Origin of the sequence: Halomonas sp. 72 (assembly GCF_052379785.1) — a bacterium.
Classification (GTDB): domain Bacteria; phylum Pseudomonadota; class Gammaproteobacteria; order Pseudomonadales; family Halomonadaceae; genus Vreelandella; species Vreelandella citrativorans.
In genome coordinates, this window is the sequence record NZ_JBQSYY010000009.1 from 95,497 (window position 1) to 115,637 (window position 20,141).

Below are 20,141 nucleotides of genomic sequence, written 5' to 3' on the forward strand. Positions count from 1 at the left end.
TTTTTGAGGTTGCTGCCGCCCTGCGCGTTAAAACACTTCTTCGTTATGTAGCGCTTCGGCAGCGCCTAGCAGGCCTGTCCATGGGTGAGTGACGACCCAGATAGGAATATCCGCATTATAGGTGTGCATACGCCCTTTATTGATAAAGGCCGTATGTAGCTCGCTGTTGGGCAGCCAGTCCAGCAGGCGTGGAACAATACCGCCACATAGATAAACGCCCCCGCGAGCGCCCATCGTCAGTGTTGCGTCGCCACACACATCCCCCAGGATTTTTAGAAACCGCAGCAGCGTGCGGCTGGCTATTTCATCACCCTGCTGGGCAGCCTGAGTCACCTCGGCAGCAGTGGTAAATGCTGGCGCTATGCCTTCAAGGGCGCAGTCAGCCGTATACAGGTCAACAATGCCCTGGCCACACAATAGGCGCTCTACGCTGACGCGCGGGTAGTGCTTGTGTAGCTCATCCAGCAGTTCACGCTCTCGAATATCGGTGGGGGCAAACGTAACATGGCCGCCTTCGGTGGGCAGCGGAATCCATGCGTGCAGACCAGGGAAAACGCCCGCCACGCCCAGCCCCGTGCCCGGGCCAATTACCAGGCGCGCTGCATGTGCTTGAGGCGTGCCGGGCTTCACTTCCACCAGGTCGTGATCTGGCACGTGGGGGATGCCCAATGCCTGAGCGGTGAAATCATTAATAACTTTAAACAGCGAAAGGTTCAGCGTCTGCTGAACCTCGCTTTTTAAAAACTGCCAGTGGTTGTTGGTCATTTTGACCTGCTCGGCATGCACCGGGCAGGCAAACGCTAAGCAGGCCTCGGTGGGCGCGTTACTGCCGGTCGCGCCCACTTGGCTCAAATAGTCCTGGGCGGCTTCCACCACCCCCGGGTAGTCGGAGCAGGGTAGGTTGAGAATGTGTTGGGGCGTTTTCTCCCCCGGGGTGACCAACGCAAAGCGGGCGTTGGTTCCCCCGATATCGCCAATGAGAGCAGGTCGGCTCATTGGTCCTCCTGCTCTATTTTTTCCAGCTCTCGGGAAAGAACGTCAGCTTCAAAGCCGCCAAACACGCCTGCGCCTTCTTCGGCTTTAGTGGCCAAGTGGCGGAAGCCACCGAAAAGCTCGCGACCCATGCCAAAGTGGTTCTGCTCAAGATTGGCCTGCGCGCAAGGTCTGGCATCAAACGTGGCGGCATCCATCAGTACGTTAAGTTCGCCGGTTTCGGCATCCAGGCGCACAATGTCACCATCCTGCAGTTTGGATAGAGGACCACGGTCAATGGCTTCAGGCGTGACATGGATAGCGGCAGGCACTTTGCCTGAAGCGCCCGACATGCGGCCATCGGTCACCAGGGCCACTTTAAAGCCACGGTCTTGTAGCACGCCTAAAAACGGCGTGAGCTTGTGCAGTTCGGGCATGCCATTGGCTTTAGGGCCCTGGAAGCGCACCACTACGATGACATCGCGATCCAACTGACCCGATTCAAACGCCGCTTTTACCTGGTTTTGATCATCAAATAGCTGAACAGGCGCCTCAACGATGCGGTGTGCCTGCTTCACTGCGGAAATTTTAATCACGCCGCGGCCCAGATTGCCGTCGAGTACGGTAAGTCCGCCAGTTGGCGAGAAAGGATTGCTGACCGGACGGAGTACCTCTGAATCGAGGCTGGATTCAGGGCCTTCGCGCCAAGTGAGCTTGCCATCTTCAAGGAAAGGCTCTTGCGTGTAGGCGGTCATGTCCGTACCAAAAACGGTAGGAATGTCGCCATGCATAAGACCCGCTTGGAGCAATTCACGAATCAGCAGACTCATACCGCCCGCCGCCTGGAAGTGGTTAACATCCGCCTGGCCGTTGGGATAAATGCGGGTCATGCTGGGCACCACAGCGGAAAGCTCGGTGAAATCATCCCAGTTAATGGTAATGCCCGCCGCGGCTGCCATGGCCACCAGGTGCAGCGTGTGGTTGGTTGAGCCGCCGGAGGCCAGTAGGCCGACAATTGCGTTAACAATCGCTCGCTCATCAATTTGCTTATAGAACGGGCGGTAGTTGCCGCTTTGTTCGGTATTGCGAATGGCCTGTTCCGTGGCGTAGCGGGTGAGCGCTTCACGCAGTGGGGTGCCAGGGTTAACAAACGAGGCACCGGGCAGATGGAGGCCCATCATTTCCATCATTAGCTGGTTGGAATTGGCGGTACCGTAAAACGTGCAGGTGCCGGGGCTATGATAGGACTGGGATTCGGATTCCAACAGCTCGTCTCGGCCAACCTTGCCTTCAGCATAAAGCTGGCGAACGCGGGCTTTTTCGTCATTAGGAAGGCCGGTGGTCATGGGGCCACCAGGCACAAACATGGCCGGTAGATGACCAAAGCGTGCAGCGCCAATAAATAGCCCAGGCACAATTTTATCGCAGATACCCAGGTACAGCGTTGCATCAAACATGTTGTGAGAAAGTGCGACCGCCGTCGCCATGGCGATCACGTCGCGGGAGAACAGCGACAGCTCCATACCGGGCTGCCCCTGGGTCACGCCGTCGCACATGGCGGGTACGCCGCCTGCGAACTGGGCGGTTGAGCCCATGCCCCGCGCGGCTTCTTTAATAACCGCAGGGTAGTCTTCAAAAGGCCGGTGAGCGGAAAGCATATCGTTATAGGACGATACGATGCCCACGTTGGCGCTATTGGTTAACTTGAGTCGGCCCTTATCGACAGGAACATCGCAGCCGGCAAAGCCGTGCGCCAGGTTCCCGCAAGAAAGCTCGCCACGATGGACGCCTTGCTTATGTTGGTCCGCCATATGCGCTTCGTAGAGCGCACGCCGCTGCCGAGAACGTTCACGGATACGTTGAGTAACCTTGGCAACGGTAGGATTTAACGTAGCAGGTGTTGGGCTCGGCATAATGACCTCTGCATGATAGAAACGGCACGGTTTGTGTAGTTATTTTACATATTTTTATACTATTTAAAGTAAATAAATAATAAAACAGGTTATTCATTTGGTTTTATTACTATATCCAAGGTCTTGCGTCTTTTGCTTCCTTGCCTCCATGCAGCGCTAAAGCCGCTCAGAGGCTCATAGACACAAGCCTAGTATAATTCAATTGGCCCGTACCGAACGTCGACTGTCGTAGCGGATGGGGCACTCAATAGTTACTCGTTTTCAACCTCGTCCCGTTTAATGCTGAAGAACAGCGCATAAAGCGTGGGTACCGCGACCAGAGTGAGAAGCGAAGCGAATGCTAGCCCGCCCATAATAGTGACCGCCATGCTGTTGAAGAACGCATCGGTCAGCAGCGGGATCATGCCCAGAATGGTGGTGCCTGCCGCCAAAAGTACCGGGCGCAGGCGGCTAATGCTGGCCTCAAGCAGTGCCTGGAAACGTGCCGTACCCTGACGAATCTGCTCATCAATTTCATCGACCAGCACAATGGCATTTTTCATCAGCATGCCAGAAAGGCTTAACATGCCGAGCAGGGCAGTAAACGAGAAGGCCAAGCCGGTCGCCAGCAGGCCTATAACAACACCGCATACCGACATGGGGACTACCAGCCAGATAATTAACGGTTGTCTGAGTTTTCCGAAAAGCAGAATGGTCGTCAGTACCATGATTAAGAAACTGATAGGCAGCTGCTGCGCCAGTGATGCTTGAGCGTCGCCGGAGTCTTCGCGCTCGCCGCCCCATTCCAGTGTATAGCCGGGCGGTAGCGGAATGGCTTCAATCTCAGCGCGGATCTCCTCGAAGGCCTGGGCCGCCGTGTAACCTGCTCCTGGCTCGGCGCCCACGGTGAGTGTACGCACGCGGTTACGCCGCTGAATCAAGGCCTCTTCACTGCGCGCCTCAAAGGCATCCACCACCTGCGTAATGGGGATGAACTGCTCTTGCGCTTCACTCCATACCTGCCGATCAGGCAGCAGCGCCACGTCATCTCGCTCCGCTTGAGGCGCTCGAGCCACAATAGGCACCAAATGCTCGCCTTCACGATAGGTGCCCGCTTGAATGCCTGACGTGGCAAACTGAAGTGCCTGAGTAATATCATCGCGTGTGACGCCAGCAATACGCGCGCGCTCCTCATTAATCACTGGTGCGACGATCAGCTCCTGTTGGCGCCAATCGGTGCGCTCGTCAATGAGAAAGGGGTTGGCCGCCATACGTGCTTCGGCTTCAGCGGCTAACCCACGCAGCACGCTGGCGGAGGCGCCCTGAAAGCGTGCCTCTATATCAGCGCCGTCGCCGGGCCCAAACTGCAGGCGCTGGGTACGTATTTGGGCATTAGGGAAGTGTTCATTTAAAGCGCGGTAAAACTGTCGGTCCAGCGCGGGGATAGCGTCGAGCTCTGCCGTACGCACGATGAATTGTGCGTAAGCGGTATTGGGCTGCTCGGGTGAGTAGGTCAGCATAAAGCGTGTTGCCCCACTGCCCACAAAACTTGCCACCGATACCACATCGTCCTGTTCGAGAAGGTAAGCTTCTATCTCTTCGACATCGCGTAGCGTGGCGCGAATGTCGGTGCCTTGAGGCAGCTCGTAGTTGATAAAGAATATAGGTGTATTTGAATCAGGGAAGAAGGATTGGGGCACTAGCGTAAAAGCCCACATGCAGGCTCCAGTAATCACCACCAGCGCCGCGACGGTAATAATGCGCAGCTTAAGCGCCATCAAGAGCACCTTGCGGTAGCTGCGATACATCAGGCCGCCGTATAAATCCTCTTCGTCATCCTGATTATTCTCTTCTTCATCCTCTTCACCTTTCTTGCGCAGCAGGTAGAAGCCGAACAGCGGGGTAACGATGAGGGCCAGCAGCCAGCTCAACATTAACGACACCAGAATGACGATAAACAGCGAGAACATGAACTCACCGGTTACATCATCGGAAAGGCCAATGCCTGCAAACGCCATAATGCCGATAATAGTGGCACCTAATAGCGGTATCTGAGTGCGTTGTGCGGATGCGCTGGCCGCCTTCTTGGCCTTCATACCGCGCTTTATATTGGTGACCATGCCTTCTGCCACCACGATGGAGTTATCCACCAGCATGCCCATGGCGATAATCAGCGCGCCGAGTGAAATGCGCTCCATCTCGATATTGAAAATGGCCATAAACATCAGCGTGCCGAGTACGGTCAGCAGCAACGTGCTGCCGACGACCACGCCAATCCGCCAGCCCATGACCAGGCACAGTACGCCGATAACGATACTCACCGACATCAGCAAATTAATCAGAAAGTCATTGATGGCGTCGTTAACGACATCGTGCTGTTCATAAAGCGGGTGAAGTTCAACACCGAGCGGAATACGGCTTTGCAGCTGCTCCATACGCGCTTCAACAGCGTCACCGACCTCAATGATATTCTCGGTTTCGATGCCCGAGATACCCAGCGTAAACGCGGTTTGACCGTTATAACGGATGACCTGGTCGGGGATTTCAGTGGGCTGTCGATAAATCGTTGCGATATCGGCCAGCGCTACCTGGTCGGTTGTGCCTGGCGCACCAATGCGGATCGATTCCAGTAGCGCGGTACTGTCGATGTTCGAGCGCGCGACAAGGCGTACCTGTCGATCACCCACCCGCAGTACTCCGGCGTCTTCGACGGCGTTTTCGGTTTGAATGGTATTGATTACCTGCTCGATGGGAATGCCGAGCGTGGTTAGCCGCTCATTGGAAATATCGAGATAAATCGTCTCTTCGCGTTCGCCTGCGCTAGTGACGCGGGCAACACCCGGTACCGCCAGTAGTTCGCGCTGAAGAAAAGTTGAAATATCGCGAATCTCACGGGTAGAAAAACCGTCGGCGGTGACGGCATAAAACAGCCCATATACTTCACCGAAGTCGTCGTTGACCTGAGAAGGTTGGGCGCCTTGCGGCAGGTCGGCTTGGGTATCATTAACCTTGCGGCGCAACTCATCCCAGATTTGTGGCAGTTCGTCACTACCATAAGTAGAGCGTACTTCTACCTGGATTTCTGAGCGGTTGGGCACCGATTTGGAATCAAGCACGTCTATTTGCGGCATTTCCTGAATGGCGCGTTCCAAGCGCTCGGTAACCTCTTCCTCAACCTCTTCAGCAGTGGCGCCAGGGTAGGGAGTGTTGATGATCGCGTAGGGAATGGTGAACGATGGATCCTCCAACTTGCCCACCGCATTAAACCCCCAAATACCCCCAAACAGACAAAGTACAACAATCAGCCAGGTGTTGATGGGCCGCTCGATTGAAAGCTTCGCAATATTCATGACCACGCCCCTTATAGCGATGCTTCAAGCGGTTTGACCTGCATGCCATCACGTAGCAAATGAACACCCGCTGCAACGATAGACGCACCGTCTTCAAGGCCCGCTGTAATAATCACCTGGTCACCGACGATGTCGCCGGGGGTAACGCGTTGCGGCGATACCGTGCCTTCATCGCCGTCGTAAATCCACACCTGAAATTCGCCTTGTTCATCGTTGTCCAAGGCGCTGCTGGGCACCATGATCAGCGGTGTCTCAAGGGTGTTTTTAAACGCGATAAAAACGCTGGCGGTCGTGCCGGGGAGGGCGATCAACGGGACGTCCGGGGTTGGGGCATACTCTACTTCATAGGTCTGGGCGATTTCGTCAGGTTCGGTGGCATGTTCCCGATACTCAAGCGAGAAGCGCTGCCCCGGTAGGGTGGCAATCTCGGCCTCGACCTTAAAGTGATGGTCTCTTTCAAGGTGCTGCATTAACGCTTGGGGCACGTTAAAGCGTACCCGCAGCTCGGAGATATCCTGAATGCGCACCACCTCTGTATTGGGTGGGACCGTTGTATGATTCTCGACTAAACGCCGGGATACGAGCGCATCGAACGGCGCATTAAGGGTGGTGTAGGCAAGTTCCTGACGCGCGCTCTCAAGCTGGGTTTCGGCAAGCTCGGCCTCCGTTTGGGCGCTATCCAATGCGGATTGGGAAACGGCGTCATGGGCCCGCAGGTTGCGCTGTCTTACCAGGTGGCGGCGAGCTTGCTCGTACTCGGCTTCGGCGCTGCGAACCTGTAAGGCATAGTCGGTCTGGTCGAGCCGGGCGATTAACTCGCCGCGTGGAATCGTTGCACCTTGAACGGCGGGAAGCGCCTCAATGCGCCCGCCTACCTGAAAGGCCAGGTTCACCGTGCTCAGTGCATCCACGCGGCCTACAAATCGGCGGCTTGGGTAGACCTCTTGCTGGCTTGTTTCATAGAGCTTCACAACTTGGGTCGGGTTAGGTTGCGTTTCATCATCGTTGCCACAACCCACGGTTAATAAGGGGGTGAGCACCAACAAAATCCATAAAAAGCCCGGCCTCATTAGCTGCCTCCATGCAAGCGGTCAAATCCATTTTTAACTAACGTATTATTATCACTAGGGTATCTTTATAACCAGGGTGTCGTTATGCAAGCTAGCAACTATAGTCGTTAGAATCATAGTCGTTAGAACCATCGTCGTTAGAGCCATAGCTGTTAGAACTATAGTAGTTAGCAGGGAGTGCGACGAACGGTTGTTTAATTTTATCCTGAGATAATTATTTGAGTGGATGAATAGCTCAACGGTGGCAAACACTGTAGAAGAATGCAAAGGAGTGCAGATGTACAAGGGGAACGTCAAACGCCGTTGGTTAGGGGTGGCGCTTGTCGCTTTATTAAGTGGCTGTACGGTAGGGCCTGATTATCAGCGTCCTGAAATAGCGCTACCGGATACCTGGCCTGAGCGTATTACGCTCAGCCAGGCAGAGCGCAGCGAATGGCGCGATTGGTGGAAGCAGTTCAATGATCCCGCCTTAAATACGCTGGTTGCCCGTGCCACGCAGGATAATCTCGAATTGGCCGTTCAACTGGGCCGTATTCAAGAGGCCCGAGCACAGTTGGGGTTGGCCGATGCCGAGCTATTCCCAAGCGTTGGTTACCAAGCTGAAGCTAACCGCGAACGCATGCCTGGGGCTTCCATACCCATCGATATTGAGCCGGTGCAAGACTTGCTCACCTCGACCAGCAATCAATACTCTCTCGCGGGTAGCCTTGAGTATGAATTTGACCTTTGGGGACGGTTGGCGCGCCAACGCGAGGCCGCCATCGCCATGTTTGAAGAGAGTCAGTTTGCCCACGATGCCGCTGAAATTGGCGTCATTGCGGATGTTGTCACTACCTATTTCGATCTTAAAAGCGCTCAGTACCAGCAGGCGATACTTGAAGAGACGCAGGCCGCTTACGAAGAGACGTACCGGCTGCAACAACTGCGGTTCGAGTTGGGTGAAAGCAGTGAACTTGAGGTGCGCCAGGCTGAAGCTGAGTGGCAGGGCGCGCGTACTGAACTCCCGCAGGTTACTCAGCGGGTAGAGACGCTGAGAGGCGCCTTGGCCGTGCTGGCGGGGATGTCACCGCGTGAACTAATGGGCGAGCTTGATTTTGGCGATACGCATCTACGCGAAATTGCTGAGCCTGCGCGTATTCCGCATTTACTCCCTTCAGAACTGCTTCAGCGGCGGCCAGACCTGCGGGCAGCGGAGGCTGAGCTGATCGCCGCTAACGCCCAGGTTGGTGTGGCCGAAGCCGGCCGTTTGCCATCGCTGAACCTCAATGCTTCCCTGGCAAGCGTGGCGGCCAATACCAGCGACCTGTTTACCGATAATGCACACTCTTGGGGGCTTGGTGCATCAATTGTTGGGCCGCTTCTGGATTTCGGGCGCAGCCGAGCCAATGTGGAAAGCGCGGAAGCGCTGGTCGAACAAGCCGATGCGCAGTATCGACTAACCGTGTTGACCGCCTTCAACGAAGTACGCGATGCGCTGTATAACTACGATATCAGCCAGCAGCGCGTCGAGGCAGTCAATGACCAGCTTGAGGCGGTAGAGCGGGCGCAGGAGCTTGCGGTGCTGATGCATGAGCAAGGGCAAGTCAGCATGCTGGAAAGGCTCGACGCTGATCGCTCGCTGCTTTCAGCCGAGCTTGACCGTGCGGATGTGCAGCGCGAACGGTTGGCGGCGGCAGCGACGTTATTTAAAGCCCTGGGCGGCGGGTGGCAGGCCAATCCTCCGGCAACACTGCAATAGCACCAGCGTAACGGCTAAAAAGCCAGGTGCGCGGCGATGAAAGAGCAACGTTAAAGCCCCAACGTTTGTTACTATTTGAGGCTTAACTGTCTGTTTTCTTTTACGCTACCGGAGCTCGCTATGCATTCCCTTATTGCCCAGATACAACCTGTTGATTACGCTGCTGGTGATAGGGCAAGGGCGTATCTGGACACGCTGACCAAGCCGCCTGGAAGCCTTGGGATGCTAGAGCAGTTGGCGATTCAGCTTAGCGAAATTAGCGGTGAACGTGCGCCTACTCTTACGCCGCCTGGGGTCGTGGTGTTTGCCGCGGACCATGGCGTTGCCGCCGAAGGCGTTTCTGCCTTTCCCCAAGCGGTTACGGCACAGATGGTCGCCAACTTCGCCAGCGGAGGTGCGGCAATCAACGTGTTTGCCCGGCAGGTGAACGCCAGGCTGGAAATCGTCGATGTGGGTGTCGTAGGCGATATTGATATGCCGGGCGTGGTCGTCAATAAGATACGTCGCGCCTCGGGAAATATTGCTATTGAAAATGCCATGCTCCCCGAGCAAGCCCAGGCGGCAATTGAAGCAGGCATTAATGCCGTGACGCGCGCTCACCAGGCGGGTTGCCGTAGTGTGATAGTAGGCGAGATGGGCATTGCCAACACCACCGCGAGTAGCGCCATGCTAGCGGCCTTGACCGGTACGCCGGTGGCTCAGGTGGTGGGCGCAGGCACAGGGCTTAATAGCCATCAGCAAACCCATAAGGTGAATGTTATTGAACGGGCGCTTGCGGCGCGGCATTTTGAGGCGAATCAACCGTTAAGCGTGCTGGCCGCCTTGGGTGGGCTTGAAATAGCCGCGATGACCGGCGCCTATTTGGCTGCAGCCGCTTATCGCCTGCCCGTCATTGTCGATGGTTTTATTGCTAGCGTGGCCGCACTGACTGCCTGCCGAATTTGCCCCGCTGTAAGCGGCTATCTTGTATTCGGTCATCGCTCTGAAGAGCCAGGCCACGGGGTAGCGCTGGAAGCGCTTGAGGCAACACCGTTACTCGCGCTGGGCATGCGCTTGGGGGAAGGCAGCGGTGCCGCGCTGGCTTTCCCTTTGCTCCAGGCGGCTACCGCCATGATGGCTGAAATGGCGACGTTTACCTCCGCCGGTATCGCGGACAAAACAGCGTGACCCTGCTACTGCTTATTACACTCGCTATCGGATTGGATTTACTACTAGGCGACCCTCGCTCGTTGCCGCACCCGGTCGTTTTCATTGGCCGCATGATCAGCTTTTTAGAAAAGTGCTGGAATCGAGGCACTGATTCACAGCGAAAGCGCCGAGGATTTCTACTCACCGCAACCGTCGTCATTGCCGTATGGGGTGTTAGCTGGTCAGTGCTTGCGCTGTTAACGGCGATTAACGTTTGGCTTGGGTTAGTTGCAGAGCTCTGGCTGCTGGCTACAACGCTTGCCATTAAAGGGTTGGCGGATGCAGGCCGAGCCGTCGCGGTACCGCTGGCTAACGGCGATTTGCCGGGCGCACGCCAAGCGCTTTCCATGATTGTAGGGCGCGATACGGCAGCGCTCGATGAGGCTGAAATCACTCGGGCGACGGTGGAAACCGTGGCTGAAAATACCGTGGATGGTATTACCGCACCGCTGTTTTTTGCCGTGATAGGTGGGGCGCCGTTAGCTCTGGCGTATAAGGCGATTAATACGCTGGACTCCATGGTCGGGTACCGTAACGAGCGCTTTGAGAATTTTGGCTTTGCCTCGGCCAAACTGGACGATATAGCCAACTGGTTGCCTGCCCGAATCACCGCGTGTTGCCTTTGGTTAGGCGGCATTTTATTGGCCTTGGTGGCCAATAAGCCGCTACGCTGGCGAGGCGCGCTACGTGCCACTTTCCAAGAGGCCCCGCGTCACCCAAGCCCCAATGCCGGTTGGCCAGAGGCCATGGTTGCCAGGCTATTGGGTGTGCAGCTGGGTGGGCTTAATACCTATCAAGGGGCTGTTTCTCGGCGCGCAACGCTTGGCGAGCCACTGGCGCCACTAAACGTGACGCACATTGGGGCGACCATTCAACTAATGCATGTAGGGTGGCTGCTGTTTATGGGGCTGATGGGGTTGCTATGGGTGGGGGTAAGGTGAGCTATAAAGCAGAGCAGTGCGCCTCTCACTGGCCAAGCCATGGTGGCCAGCCAGCCGCACTTTTAAAGCGCTTTGGGCTACCCGATGCGCATCCGATAGAAGACTTTAGCGCCAACCTTAATCCGCTTGGCCCGCCTGAGTGGGTGGCAAACGCGCTCACTACGTCGATTGCGTCGCTTGCCCATTACCCGGCACCTGATTATCGCGTGGCTCGGGAAGCGATAGCCGCCTACCACGGCGTTACGCCCGAGCAGGTACTGCTGACCAACGGGGGCGCCGAGGCGATTTTTTTAGCGGCAGCCCGGTATGCGGGCAAGCGCGCCGCCATCGTGACGCCTGGCTTTGGAGAGTATGCGCGCGCCTGCCGCGCACATCGTTTGCCAATTACTTATGTTGCGTTATCCGCTCCAACGTTTGAGCTTGATCTCGACGCGTTAATGGCATCACTAAAAGGCATCAGCGTACTGTTTTTATGCCGCCCCAATAACCCTACCGCTACGTTGATTCCACTGAGTATCATGCAGGCGTTATTGGCCCGCACGGCAGCGATAGGTTGCGATGTGGTGGTTGATGAAGCGTTTGTCGATATGACCGTGCAGGTGGGGGAAAGAGCGTCGTTAACGCCCCTGTTGACCGAGTATCCGCATCTACTACTGCTACGCTCGATGACCAAGTTTTATACGTTGCCGGGGTTACGCGTAGGCTACGTGCTGGCGTCTTCGGTGGCCATCCAAACGCTGGCGGTGCATCAACCTCCCTGGAGCGTAAATCAGATGGCGGCTGCGTTGGTGGCGCCGCTTCTTCGGGATGCGGTGTTTGCTGAGCAAACTCGCAGCTGGCTAAGCCAGCAGCATCCGCTGATGGAGGCATCTCTGCCTACAAAAGGGCTTGATGTCGTCACCAGCACGACGAATTTTTTTCTGGTAAGGCCTAATAACACTTTGCGTGAAAGGGGGCTTACCAGTAACGTACTTTTTGAGCATCTGTTGCGAAACGGCATACTGGTTCGTCATACGCATAACTTTGCAGGTCTGGACGGCGATTGGGTGCGCATTGCCCTGCGTGGCGCAACAGCGAACCAACGATTACTAAAGGTACTGAATGATTGTCTTTGTTAGTGGCGGCGCTCGCTCGGGGAAAAGCGCAGTGGCCGAGCAACTGGTAATAAAAGCCGCCAAGGGGAGCAGTTGCTACTACATTGCTACTGCGGAGGTTTATGACGCAGAGATGGCGGCGCGAGTGGCACGCCATCAAAGTACACGGGATACGCGTTGGATCACGATAGAGGCGCCCATTGCCATTGACCAGGCGATCGCACAAGTGCCCGATGGCGCCGCTGTATTGTTGGACTGCCTGACACTCTGGGCCAGTCAGGTGCGTTACGCGGGTGGTTTAACTGACTCCCAAGGCAAGGCGCTGTTAGCTAAGAGCGTACAAGATGCGCGCTCGCGAGGCATTCACCTGGTGCTGGTTTCCAACGACCTCAATGAGGATCTGCCTTCACCTGATAAAGAGCTCTGGAGTTTCCTGACGTTTTTACAGGCACTGCATTGCTGGCTGGCGGCTGAGGCAAACTCGGTGCTTGAAGTGGTGGCTGGGCATGCCATTGAGTGGAAACCCAAGAGTGAGCCTTCATGAAAAATGCTTTTTATGGTGGTGCGCTTGCCCTGCAGTTTTTAACCCGCTTACCGGTACCGATTGCTTGCCCTTGGACACCTAAAACCCGCCGCTGGGCTATCCGTGTCTATCCCCTGGTGGGGCTATTGTTGGGTAGTTTGTTAGCGCTGCTGGCGCTGTTGCTTCAAAACGCGCCCACGCCAATTGCCGCACTTGCGCTGCTCAGCCTATGGGTGGGCTTGAGCGGTGGCTTGCACCTGGATGGGGTAATGGATTTAGCCGATGCACTGGGCAGCAATCAGCCGCTGGCGCGCCGCTGGGAAATCATGAAAGACCCCCAAATTGGCAGTTTCGGCATCCTGGCGCTGCTTTTTTTGCTTGCCTGGAAAGGCGTCCTGCTTTGGGCATTGCTGCAATACGGTGCTCCGCTCTGGTGGTTGGTGGTACTCCCCGCGCTGGGGCGGTGGGGCGGTGCAATGCTACTGGTATTCACGCCATGTGCTCAACAAACAGGGCTGGCCTGGGCCTGGAAACAGTCGCTTGGCCTGCGTGATGTACTGCTGGCGCTGGTACCTTTGCTGCTGCTCGCGCTTTTTTGGTCGGGCATTATGGCAATGTGTCTTGCGACGGGCTTATTTGTAGTCGCCAGCCGATGGGCGCTGATGACACTGTTCCAGGGTATTAATGGTGATATGGTGGGTGCGACGATAGAAGGGGGTGAGTTGTGGCTGATGGGGTTAATGTTGAGCTGGTGGTGGTACGCCATGGCATCACCGCCTGGAATGTAGAGCGCCGCTATCAGGGGCAGCGCGATATTCCGTTGTTATTTCCTGATGCTGAAGAGGGGCTTTTAGCACTTCGCGAAGCGCTAGCAAGCGAGCGTTTTGACGCGATCTATTCAAGTGACCTTCACCGCTGCCAACAAACGCTTGAATGGATTCAAGCGGCCAAGCCGGGGGTGCCGCTACGTTTGGAGTCTCGCCTACAAGAACTCAATTTTGGCGATTATGAAGGCAAGGTTTACGATGAACTTAAGGACTTGCCGCATTATCGAGCCTGGGTGGATAGTGTCGGCGAGCTACAAATTCCCGGTGGCGAGTCCGCGGCTCAGTTACGTGAGCGCTTGGCGCTTTGGCTTGCCGATGTAGCGAAAGATGCCTTGGCGCATGGGTATCACAAGATTCTGGTCGTGACGCATGGCGGCGTTATCCGCGAGCTTCGTCGCCGCTTTGAAACGATTGAGTTTTGGGATGGCGCGGTGACTCAGGCCCAGGGAAGACGCTGGCAATTGACGTATCACCCCGGCGATTGTGGAAAAGGAGAGTGGCTATGCAACTGTTCATCGGCGGTGCCTGTGCCGGTAAGCGAAGCCTTGTAAAAACACGTTTTCCAAGTGCTGTCTGGTGGCGGTTAGCGCCTGGGCAGCGCTTACGTGAGTGCGCCGGGGTAATGTTGCCCAGCACACCATTAATACTGCATGGCGTACTGGAGTGGCTCTCAGCCTCCATGGACTCAGATGCAGGAAGCGATGGCTGGCGGTCACAATGGTGCGATGATTTAAACGAGCTTCTGCAATCTGCCAAGGCGCAGCAAACAGCGCTGGTTATTATCGCCAGCGATATCGGCCGAGGCATAGTGCCCATCGAGCGCCACCAACGCCGCCTGCGTGATTTAAACGGCTGGTTTAGCCAAGACGTAGCGGAACGTGCCGAGCACGTTTGGTATGTGCGCCATGGGTTGGTGCAGGGATTACCTAATTAAGTAGCAGCACGTTTTTCTTTAGTACGTCAGTTTTATCCTGCTTTTGTAAGAGATCTCTTACTTTTTTGTAGGATATTGTCGCTTTGCGCGCTTAAAGGGTTGTTCTTCAGTGAGTTACCGCTACTCTGGACGTTTGTCTTTTTGTTACGTTCCAGGGAGTGGCACGATGGCTAACGGTAAGGGCCTACAATTCACCCTAACGCTGCCCGGCGTTGATGATATCGCGGTGATCGATTTTACCCACCGCGAAGCGCTCTCCCAGCCTTTTGAATTGGTGCTCAACCTGGCCAGCCGCGATGGCCGGCTGGACGCCGCCGAGCTGCTGGACCGCGAAGCCACCCTGACCGTTTGGCAGGATGGTGAAGCGTTGCGTCATGTGCACGGTATCGTTAGCGAGTTTGGTCGCGGCGACCGCGGCCATCGACGCACTTTTTACTCCCTGGTGCTGCGCCCGGCGCTCTGGCGGCTTTCGTTGCGCCACAACTCGCGTATCTTCCAGAAAGTCGACCCGCTGACCATCATCAATACCCTGTGCGACGAACGTGGCATTACCGACGTGGCCTTCGCCGTCACCCGCGAGCTGCCCGAGCGCGAATACTGCGTGCAGTACCGCGAGACTGACCTGGCATTTATCGAGCGCCTGGCTGCCGAAGAAGGGCTGTTCTACTTCCATGAATTTGAAGAGAGCGCCCACCGGCTGGTATTCGCCGATGACCCTCAAGTGCTGGCGAATGTAGGCGAGCGCACTTACCACAGCCGCGCCGGCGGCACCGCGCCCACGCGCCATGTGCGCAAGCTCAGCCACACCGCCCGCGTAGCGGCGGCCACTGCCACCCTGAAAGACTACAGCTTCAAGAATCCGGCCTACGCCCAACTGCACGAACACCTGGGCCGCGACGTGGAAGCCCACGGCCAGCAGACCGACTACGAGCACTTCGATTACCCCGGCCGCTACAAGCAGGACGCTTCGGGCCAGCCGTTTACCCGCATCCGCCTGGAAGAGCTTCGCCGCGACGCGATCACTGCGAATGCCGAAAGCGACCTGCCCGAACTTGCCCCCGGCGTGCGCTTTAGCCTGACTGACCACGACACGCAAAGCCTTAACCGCGATTGGCAGGTAGTGGCCGTACACCACACGGGCGAGCAGCCCCAGGCGCTGGAAGAGGATGGCATCAGCAGTAGCGAATCGGGCGGCATGACGCGTTACGTCAACCAGGTCACCCTCATGCCCGGCGACGCCCCCTGGCGTGCTACGCCCAACCCCAAACCGCGCGTGGATGGGCCCCAGGTGGCGTTCGTGGTCGGCCCGGAAGGCGAGGAAATTTACTGCGACGAGCACGGCCGCGTAAAAATACAGTTCCCTTGGGACCGCTACGCCGAGCCCAATGAAACCGCCAGTTGCTGGGTGCGTGTGGCTCAGGGCTGGGCAGGCGGCGGCTACGGCAGTATTGCGATTCCGCGCATCGGGCATGAGGTTATCGTTTCCTTCCTCGAAGGCGACCCGGACCAGCCGCTGGTCACCGGGCGTACCTATCACGCCGTCAACATCCCGCCCTACCCGCTACCCGAGCACAAGACCCGCACCGTGATCCGCACCCAGAGCCATAAAGCCGAGGGCTTCAACGAACTGCGCTTTGAAGATGAAGCGAGCGAAGAGCAGATCTGGCTCCACGCCCAGAAAGACCTGGAGCTTCTGACGCTCAACGACCGCACCGAAGAGATCCGCCGCGACAGCCACCTGAAGCTGCACCGCAATCGTTTAAGCGAGATTCACAACGACGATCACCTGACAGTACATAACGACCGCTTTACCCACATCAAGGGCGATGACCACCTTCAGGTGGATCAGACCCGCCACGAGTTCTACGGCGATTCGCAGCTGTTGGAAGCCGGCCGCGAGGTACACTACAAGGCAGGTTCTCAGGTCGTGATTGAGGCCGGCGCGGAGATCACCCTCAAGGCCGGCGGCAGTTTTGTAAAACTCGACCCGAGCGGTGTGACCATTGTGGGTTCGCAGGTGAAAATCAACTCCGGCGGCAGCCCGGGCCGTGGCCAGGGGCAGGCGATCATGCTGCCCCGCCTACCGGGCGAAGCGGAGCCGGAAGAGAGCGAAGACGTTACCCTCGAGCCGCACCAGATGCCCCTGCTGAGCAGCGACATTGCCGCGGCCACGCCCCTGGCGCTGGAGGACATCGACATCACCGATGGCCTGGCCGACGACTGTAGCGCCTGCGAACCCGCCGTCGGCAGCCCGGTGAACCCGCTGCTGGGCGCCAAGCTGCTCCCCGCCGAGACCGATTTTGCGCTACCCGCACCGCGCCCTTTTGTGTTCAGCCGTGGGTACCTTTCCAGCAACGCGCGGATCGGCGTACTCGGCCAGGGCTGGTCGCTGCCCGGCGAAAGTCTGGCCATTACCTTAAAAGATGACGCATATATCGTGCATGACGCTCAGGGGCGAGCCATCACCTTTGGATCACTCGCACCGGGGCAGGCGCGCTTCTCGCCTACCGAACAGCTGTGGATACGCCGCGGGGGCGAATCCGTGTCTCAAGACCAAGCAGCAGATAACGATCCCCGCTGGCAGGCGCTGGACGAGACGCTGCGCGACGACCCCGAACGCATCGTGCTCAGCGATACCAGCGGTCTTTACTACGTGTTTGCCCGCCCCGAGGAGGCCAGCACACGCTGGCCGCTAATCGAAGAGCGCGACCGCAACGGCTATACCACGGCGTACCAGTGGGACAATGGCGTGTTGGTACGCGCCATCGACAGCGCCGGGCGTCATTATCAGTTCGTCTACGATGCCCTGCTGCCCAAGCAAGTTGATGATGCCGGTCAGCGCCTGACCGGCGTCACACTGGTGCAGGACCACGACGGCAGCGTGCAGGATGACTGGCTGGTGCGCTACTCGTTCAGCGCAGCCGGTGACCTGCTCGCTGTGCGTCACCGCCATGGCGAAGTGGTGCGCGAGTTCGAGTGGCAGGATCACATGCTGACCGCCCACCGTGTGCCCGGCGGTATGGAAGCCCACTACACCTGGGACCGCCATGCCCCGGATGGCCGCGTGGTCGGCCAGCAGGAAGCGGGCGGCCTCGCCCGACGCTACACCTATCACGTCGATCACACCCAGGTCACCGACAGCCTGGGCCGTGAAGAGCTGTATCACTTCGTGGGCAGCGGCCCCGGCCAGCGCTGGACTGCCCACACCCGCGCTGACGGCTCGCGCATCGAATTCCGCTACGACCGCGCTGGGCGTAAAGTGGCCACCCTCGACCCGCTGGGCCGCGAGACGCAGATCGAGCGTGACGAGAACGGCCAGGTGATCGGTCAGATCACGCCGGATGGTCAGCGCTGGACCCTTAAGCGCGACGCCATGGGCGATACGACCAGTGTGGAAGGCCCCGAGCACCAGCGCTGGCAAATTACACGCAACGAGCGCGGCCAGCCGCTGGAGGTTACCGGGCCGGAAGGCACCACTGCCTTTGCCTATGATAATGAGCAGCTACCTGACCGCCCCACCACGGTCACCGATGCGGTGGGCGCGACCCACCAGCGTGAATGGAACGCCTTGGGCCAGGTCACCGCCGAGATCGACTGCTCCCAGCAGCGCACCGCGTACGATTACGACCGCCACGGTTTTCTCGCCAGTGTCACTAACGCCCTGGGAGAAACCACCCGCACTCAGCACGACGAGTTAGGGCGCCGTATTGCCACTCAACAGCCCGATGGCACCCACTGGCACCATCACTATGACCCGCAGGGCCGCCTGGTCGAGCTGGAAGGCCCGCAAGGCTTCCGCCAGCAGTTCTTCTTTGACGATCACGGCCGCCCGGTGCAGCGCATCGAGGCCGACGGCAGCCACCAGGCCACCGCCTATGATGAAGTCGGCCGTCTGAACGAACTCACCCTGGGCAACGGTGCAGTCTATCGCTTTGCCTATGACGACATGGACCGCCTGGCCAGCGAGACCGGTCCGGATGGTCGTGAACAGCAGTACCGCTATGACGACGCGGGCCAGTTGGTCGAGCGCACCGAAACCCACCGCACAGGTCCGGACGGCCAGCCGCTGGCTACGCGCTATGAGTACGACGCCGCCGGACGACTTGTAGCGCGCCATCTACCGGCCACCGAACACGCCCAGGCCAGCAGCGAACACTACCGCTGGAGCGCCAACGGTCAACTGGCCAGCGTGACTAACAGCCACGGCGAAGTCACATTCAGCTACGACCACGCCCAGCGACTAACCGGCGAACAGCAGCGGCATGCCGGTATGGAGGGAAACAGCGGCTGGCAGTGGCAGCAGCACCACACCCTCACCGCCAACGGTGCCCCGCAGCAGAGTCAGTTTGGCGACTTGCCCGCCCTGAACTGGCACACCTACGGCAGCGGCCACCTGCACGGCTTGAGCGCGCCGGACCTGAATCTTGACATCGACCTGGAACCCGACGTCCTGCACCGGGAAACCCAGCGCCGCTTGAGCCTCGGCAGTGGCGACCAGACGCAACCGCTGATCCTGGAGCGCGACTACACCAACCTCGGCCAACTGGATCACCTCACCCTGCGCGGGGCTCAGGCAAACGGCGGCCAGCAGTACCAGTACGACGCCCTGGGCCGGATGAGCTTCCGCGCTCTGCAAGGTGAACACTCCAAAGTGATTGCGTACAGCTATGATGCCGCCGGGCGCCTCACCGGCAGCCAGCATGGCGACCAGGCCCACCGCTACACAGTAGACGCCGCGGGTAACCGCCTGGATGGCCAGCAGGCGCTCTCTGACAACCGCCTAAGCCAGCTCAACGGCACTCGCTATCGTTACGACGGTGCGGGTAATATGATCGAGCGGCAACAACCGGACGGCGAGCGTCTGACGCTCGGCTACGACGGCGCCAACCGTCTGGTACAGCTCACCCACACCAGCGCCTACGGCCATACCACGGAGGCCGCCTACCGCTACGACGCCCTGGGCCGCCGGATCAGCAAAACCGTACGCCATACCAACGGCACTACTGCCACCATCCACTACGGCTGGGACGGTGATCGCATCGTGCGCGAAGAGTCCGAAAATCAACGCTCAACCATTGTCTACGAGCCGGGCAGTTTTGTGCCCATGCTGCGTATTGATGAGACTCAGCCAGGCCAAATGTTGAGTGCTTTCGTCACCGATGCACTGGGTACGCCCATGCAACTGGTCGCCGTCAACGGCGAAACGAAATGGCAGGCGCAGCCTGATGACTGGGCGGCGGTGAAGAACGTTCGCGGCAGTGCGAGTCAGCCGATTCGCTTTCAGGGGCAGTGGCACGATGAAGAAAGCGGGCTCTATTATAACCGCCACCGATATTACGATCCGCAGCAAGGCAGGTACATCAGCCAGGATCCGATTGGGTTGTTGGGTGGGATTAATTTGTATGGATATGTGGCGAATCCAATAGGGATGGTGGATCCGCTAGGGTTAAATGCTTGGGAAGCCATCAAGTTTCATTCTAAAATGATACCTCGCTTCATCCGTGACGAGGGCATGGATGTGTTGACACGTACCGCTACCGTTGTTGGTGGCGGTGGTCAAGTCTTATTGGGAGGGGCTCTCTGTAAGACAGTAGTAGGTTGTGTAGCGGGTG

13 protein-coding genes and 1 pseudogene are annotated in these 20,141 nt (G+C 57.9%); 10 read left to right on the plus strand and 4 right to left on the minus strand.

From position 1 onward, the window contains the following. Window positions 1-27 precede the first annotated feature (27 nt). The 4 genes from glk to ACT3T6_RS10515 all read right to left on the minus strand — a co-directional run bounded on the left by glk (window position 28) and on the right by ACT3T6_RS10515 (window position 7,284). Window positions 28-996, minus strand: coding sequence for a glucokinase (glk, locus tag ACT3T6_RS10500; RefSeq protein WP_193055081.1), 969 nt, complete (start codon window positions 994-996; stop codon window positions 28-30). Further along, window positions 993-2,885: a phosphogluconate dehydratase gene (gene edd / locus ACT3T6_RS10505; RefSeq protein ID WP_193055080.1), complete on the minus strand. Its 1,893-nt coding sequence runs from the start codon at window positions 2,883-2,885 to the stop codon at window positions 993-995. Before edd ends, glk begins: the two co-directional genes overlap by 4 nt. Before the next feature lie 251 nt (window positions 2,886-3,136). Further along, a complete protein-coding gene (locus ACT3T6_RS10510; RefSeq protein WP_193055079.1) occupies window positions 3,137-6,214 on the minus strand; it encodes an efflux RND transporter permease subunit in 3,078 nt (1,025 codons plus the stop codon). A gap of 11 nt (window positions 6,215-6,225) precedes the next feature. Further along, the gene (locus ACT3T6_RS10515; RefSeq protein WP_193055078.1) at window positions 6,226-7,284 is read right to left on the minus strand and encodes an efflux RND transporter periplasmic adaptor subunit; all 1,059 of its coding nucleotides are present in this window, start codon (window positions 7,282-7,284) and stop codon (window positions 6,226-6,228) included. 277 nt (window positions 7,285-7,561) lie between these two features. On the opposite strand from ACT3T6_RS10515, the gene ACT3T6_RS10520 reads away from it, so the two are divergent. From ACT3T6_RS10520 to ACT3T6_RS10565, 10 genes and pseudogenes are all read left to right on the plus strand, one after another. Continuing rightward, window positions 7,562-9,022, plus strand: coding sequence for an efflux transporter outer membrane subunit (locus ACT3T6_RS10520; RefSeq protein WP_193055077.1), 1,461 nt, complete (start codon window positions 7,562-7,564; stop codon window positions 9,020-9,022). 120 nt (window positions 9,023-9,142) lie between these two features. Further along, on the plus strand, window positions 9,143-10,189 hold the full coding sequence (gene cobT, locus ACT3T6_RS10525) for a nicotinate-nucleotide--dimethylbenzimidazole phosphoribosyltransferase (RefSeq protein ID WP_193055076.1): 1,047 nt from the start codon (window positions 9,143-9,145) through the stop codon (window positions 10,187-10,189). After that, window positions 10,186-11,151: an adenosylcobinamide-phosphate synthase CbiB gene (gene cbiB, locus ACT3T6_RS10530; protein ID WP_193055075.1), complete on the plus strand. Its 966-nt coding sequence runs from the start codon at window positions 10,186-10,188 to the stop codon at window positions 11,149-11,151. The genes cobT and cbiB overlap by 4 nt, the downstream gene beginning before the upstream one ends. Continuing rightward, window positions 11,148-12,269 carry a threonine-phosphate decarboxylase CobD gene (cobD, locus tag ACT3T6_RS10535; protein WP_287078087.1) on the plus strand — a complete coding sequence of 374 codons (1,122 nt, stop codon included), beginning with the start codon at window positions 11,148-11,150 and terminating at the stop codon, window positions 12,267-12,269. The genes cbiB and cobD overlap by 4 nt, the downstream gene beginning before the upstream one ends. After that, window positions 12,253-12,789 (plus strand): bifunctional adenosylcobinamide kinase/adenosylcobinamide-phosphate guanylyltransferase, encoded by a 537-nt coding sequence (locus ACT3T6_RS10540; protein ID WP_172118265.1) that lies wholly within the window; start codon window positions 12,253-12,255, stop codon window positions 12,787-12,789. Before cobD ends, ACT3T6_RS10540 begins: the two co-directional genes overlap by 17 nt. Then, on the plus strand, window positions 12,786-13,556 hold the full coding sequence (gene cobS / locus ACT3T6_RS10545; protein WP_193055073.1) for an adenosylcobinamide-GDP ribazoletransferase: 771 nt from the start codon (window positions 12,786-12,788) through the stop codon (window positions 13,554-13,556). Before ACT3T6_RS10540 ends, cobS begins: the two co-directional genes overlap by 4 nt. After that, window positions 13,493-14,146: a histidine phosphatase family protein gene (locus tag ACT3T6_RS10550; RefSeq protein WP_172118263.1), complete on the plus strand. Its 654-nt coding sequence runs from the start codon at window positions 13,493-13,495 to the stop codon at window positions 14,144-14,146. Before cobS ends, ACT3T6_RS10550 begins: the two co-directional genes overlap by 64 nt. Beyond that, window positions 14,098-14,529, plus strand: coding sequence for a bifunctional adenosylcobinamide kinase/adenosylcobinamide-phosphate guanylyltransferase (locus ACT3T6_RS10555; RefSeq protein ID WP_193055072.1), 432 nt, complete (start codon window positions 14,098-14,100; stop codon window positions 14,527-14,529). The genes ACT3T6_RS10550 and ACT3T6_RS10555 overlap by 49 nt, the downstream gene beginning before the upstream one ends. 166 nt (window positions 14,530-14,695) lie before the next feature. Beyond that, window positions 14,696-16,678: pseudogene (locus ACT3T6_RS10560) on the plus strand (type VI secretion system Vgr family protein); the annotation flags it as partial. Further along, window positions 16,667-20,141: RHS repeat-associated core domain-containing protein (locus tag ACT3T6_RS10565; protein WP_444625945.1), on the plus strand; the 3,475-nt coding region annotated here is incomplete at its 3' end. The pseudogene ACT3T6_RS10560 and the gene ACT3T6_RS10565, both read left to right, overlap by 12 nt.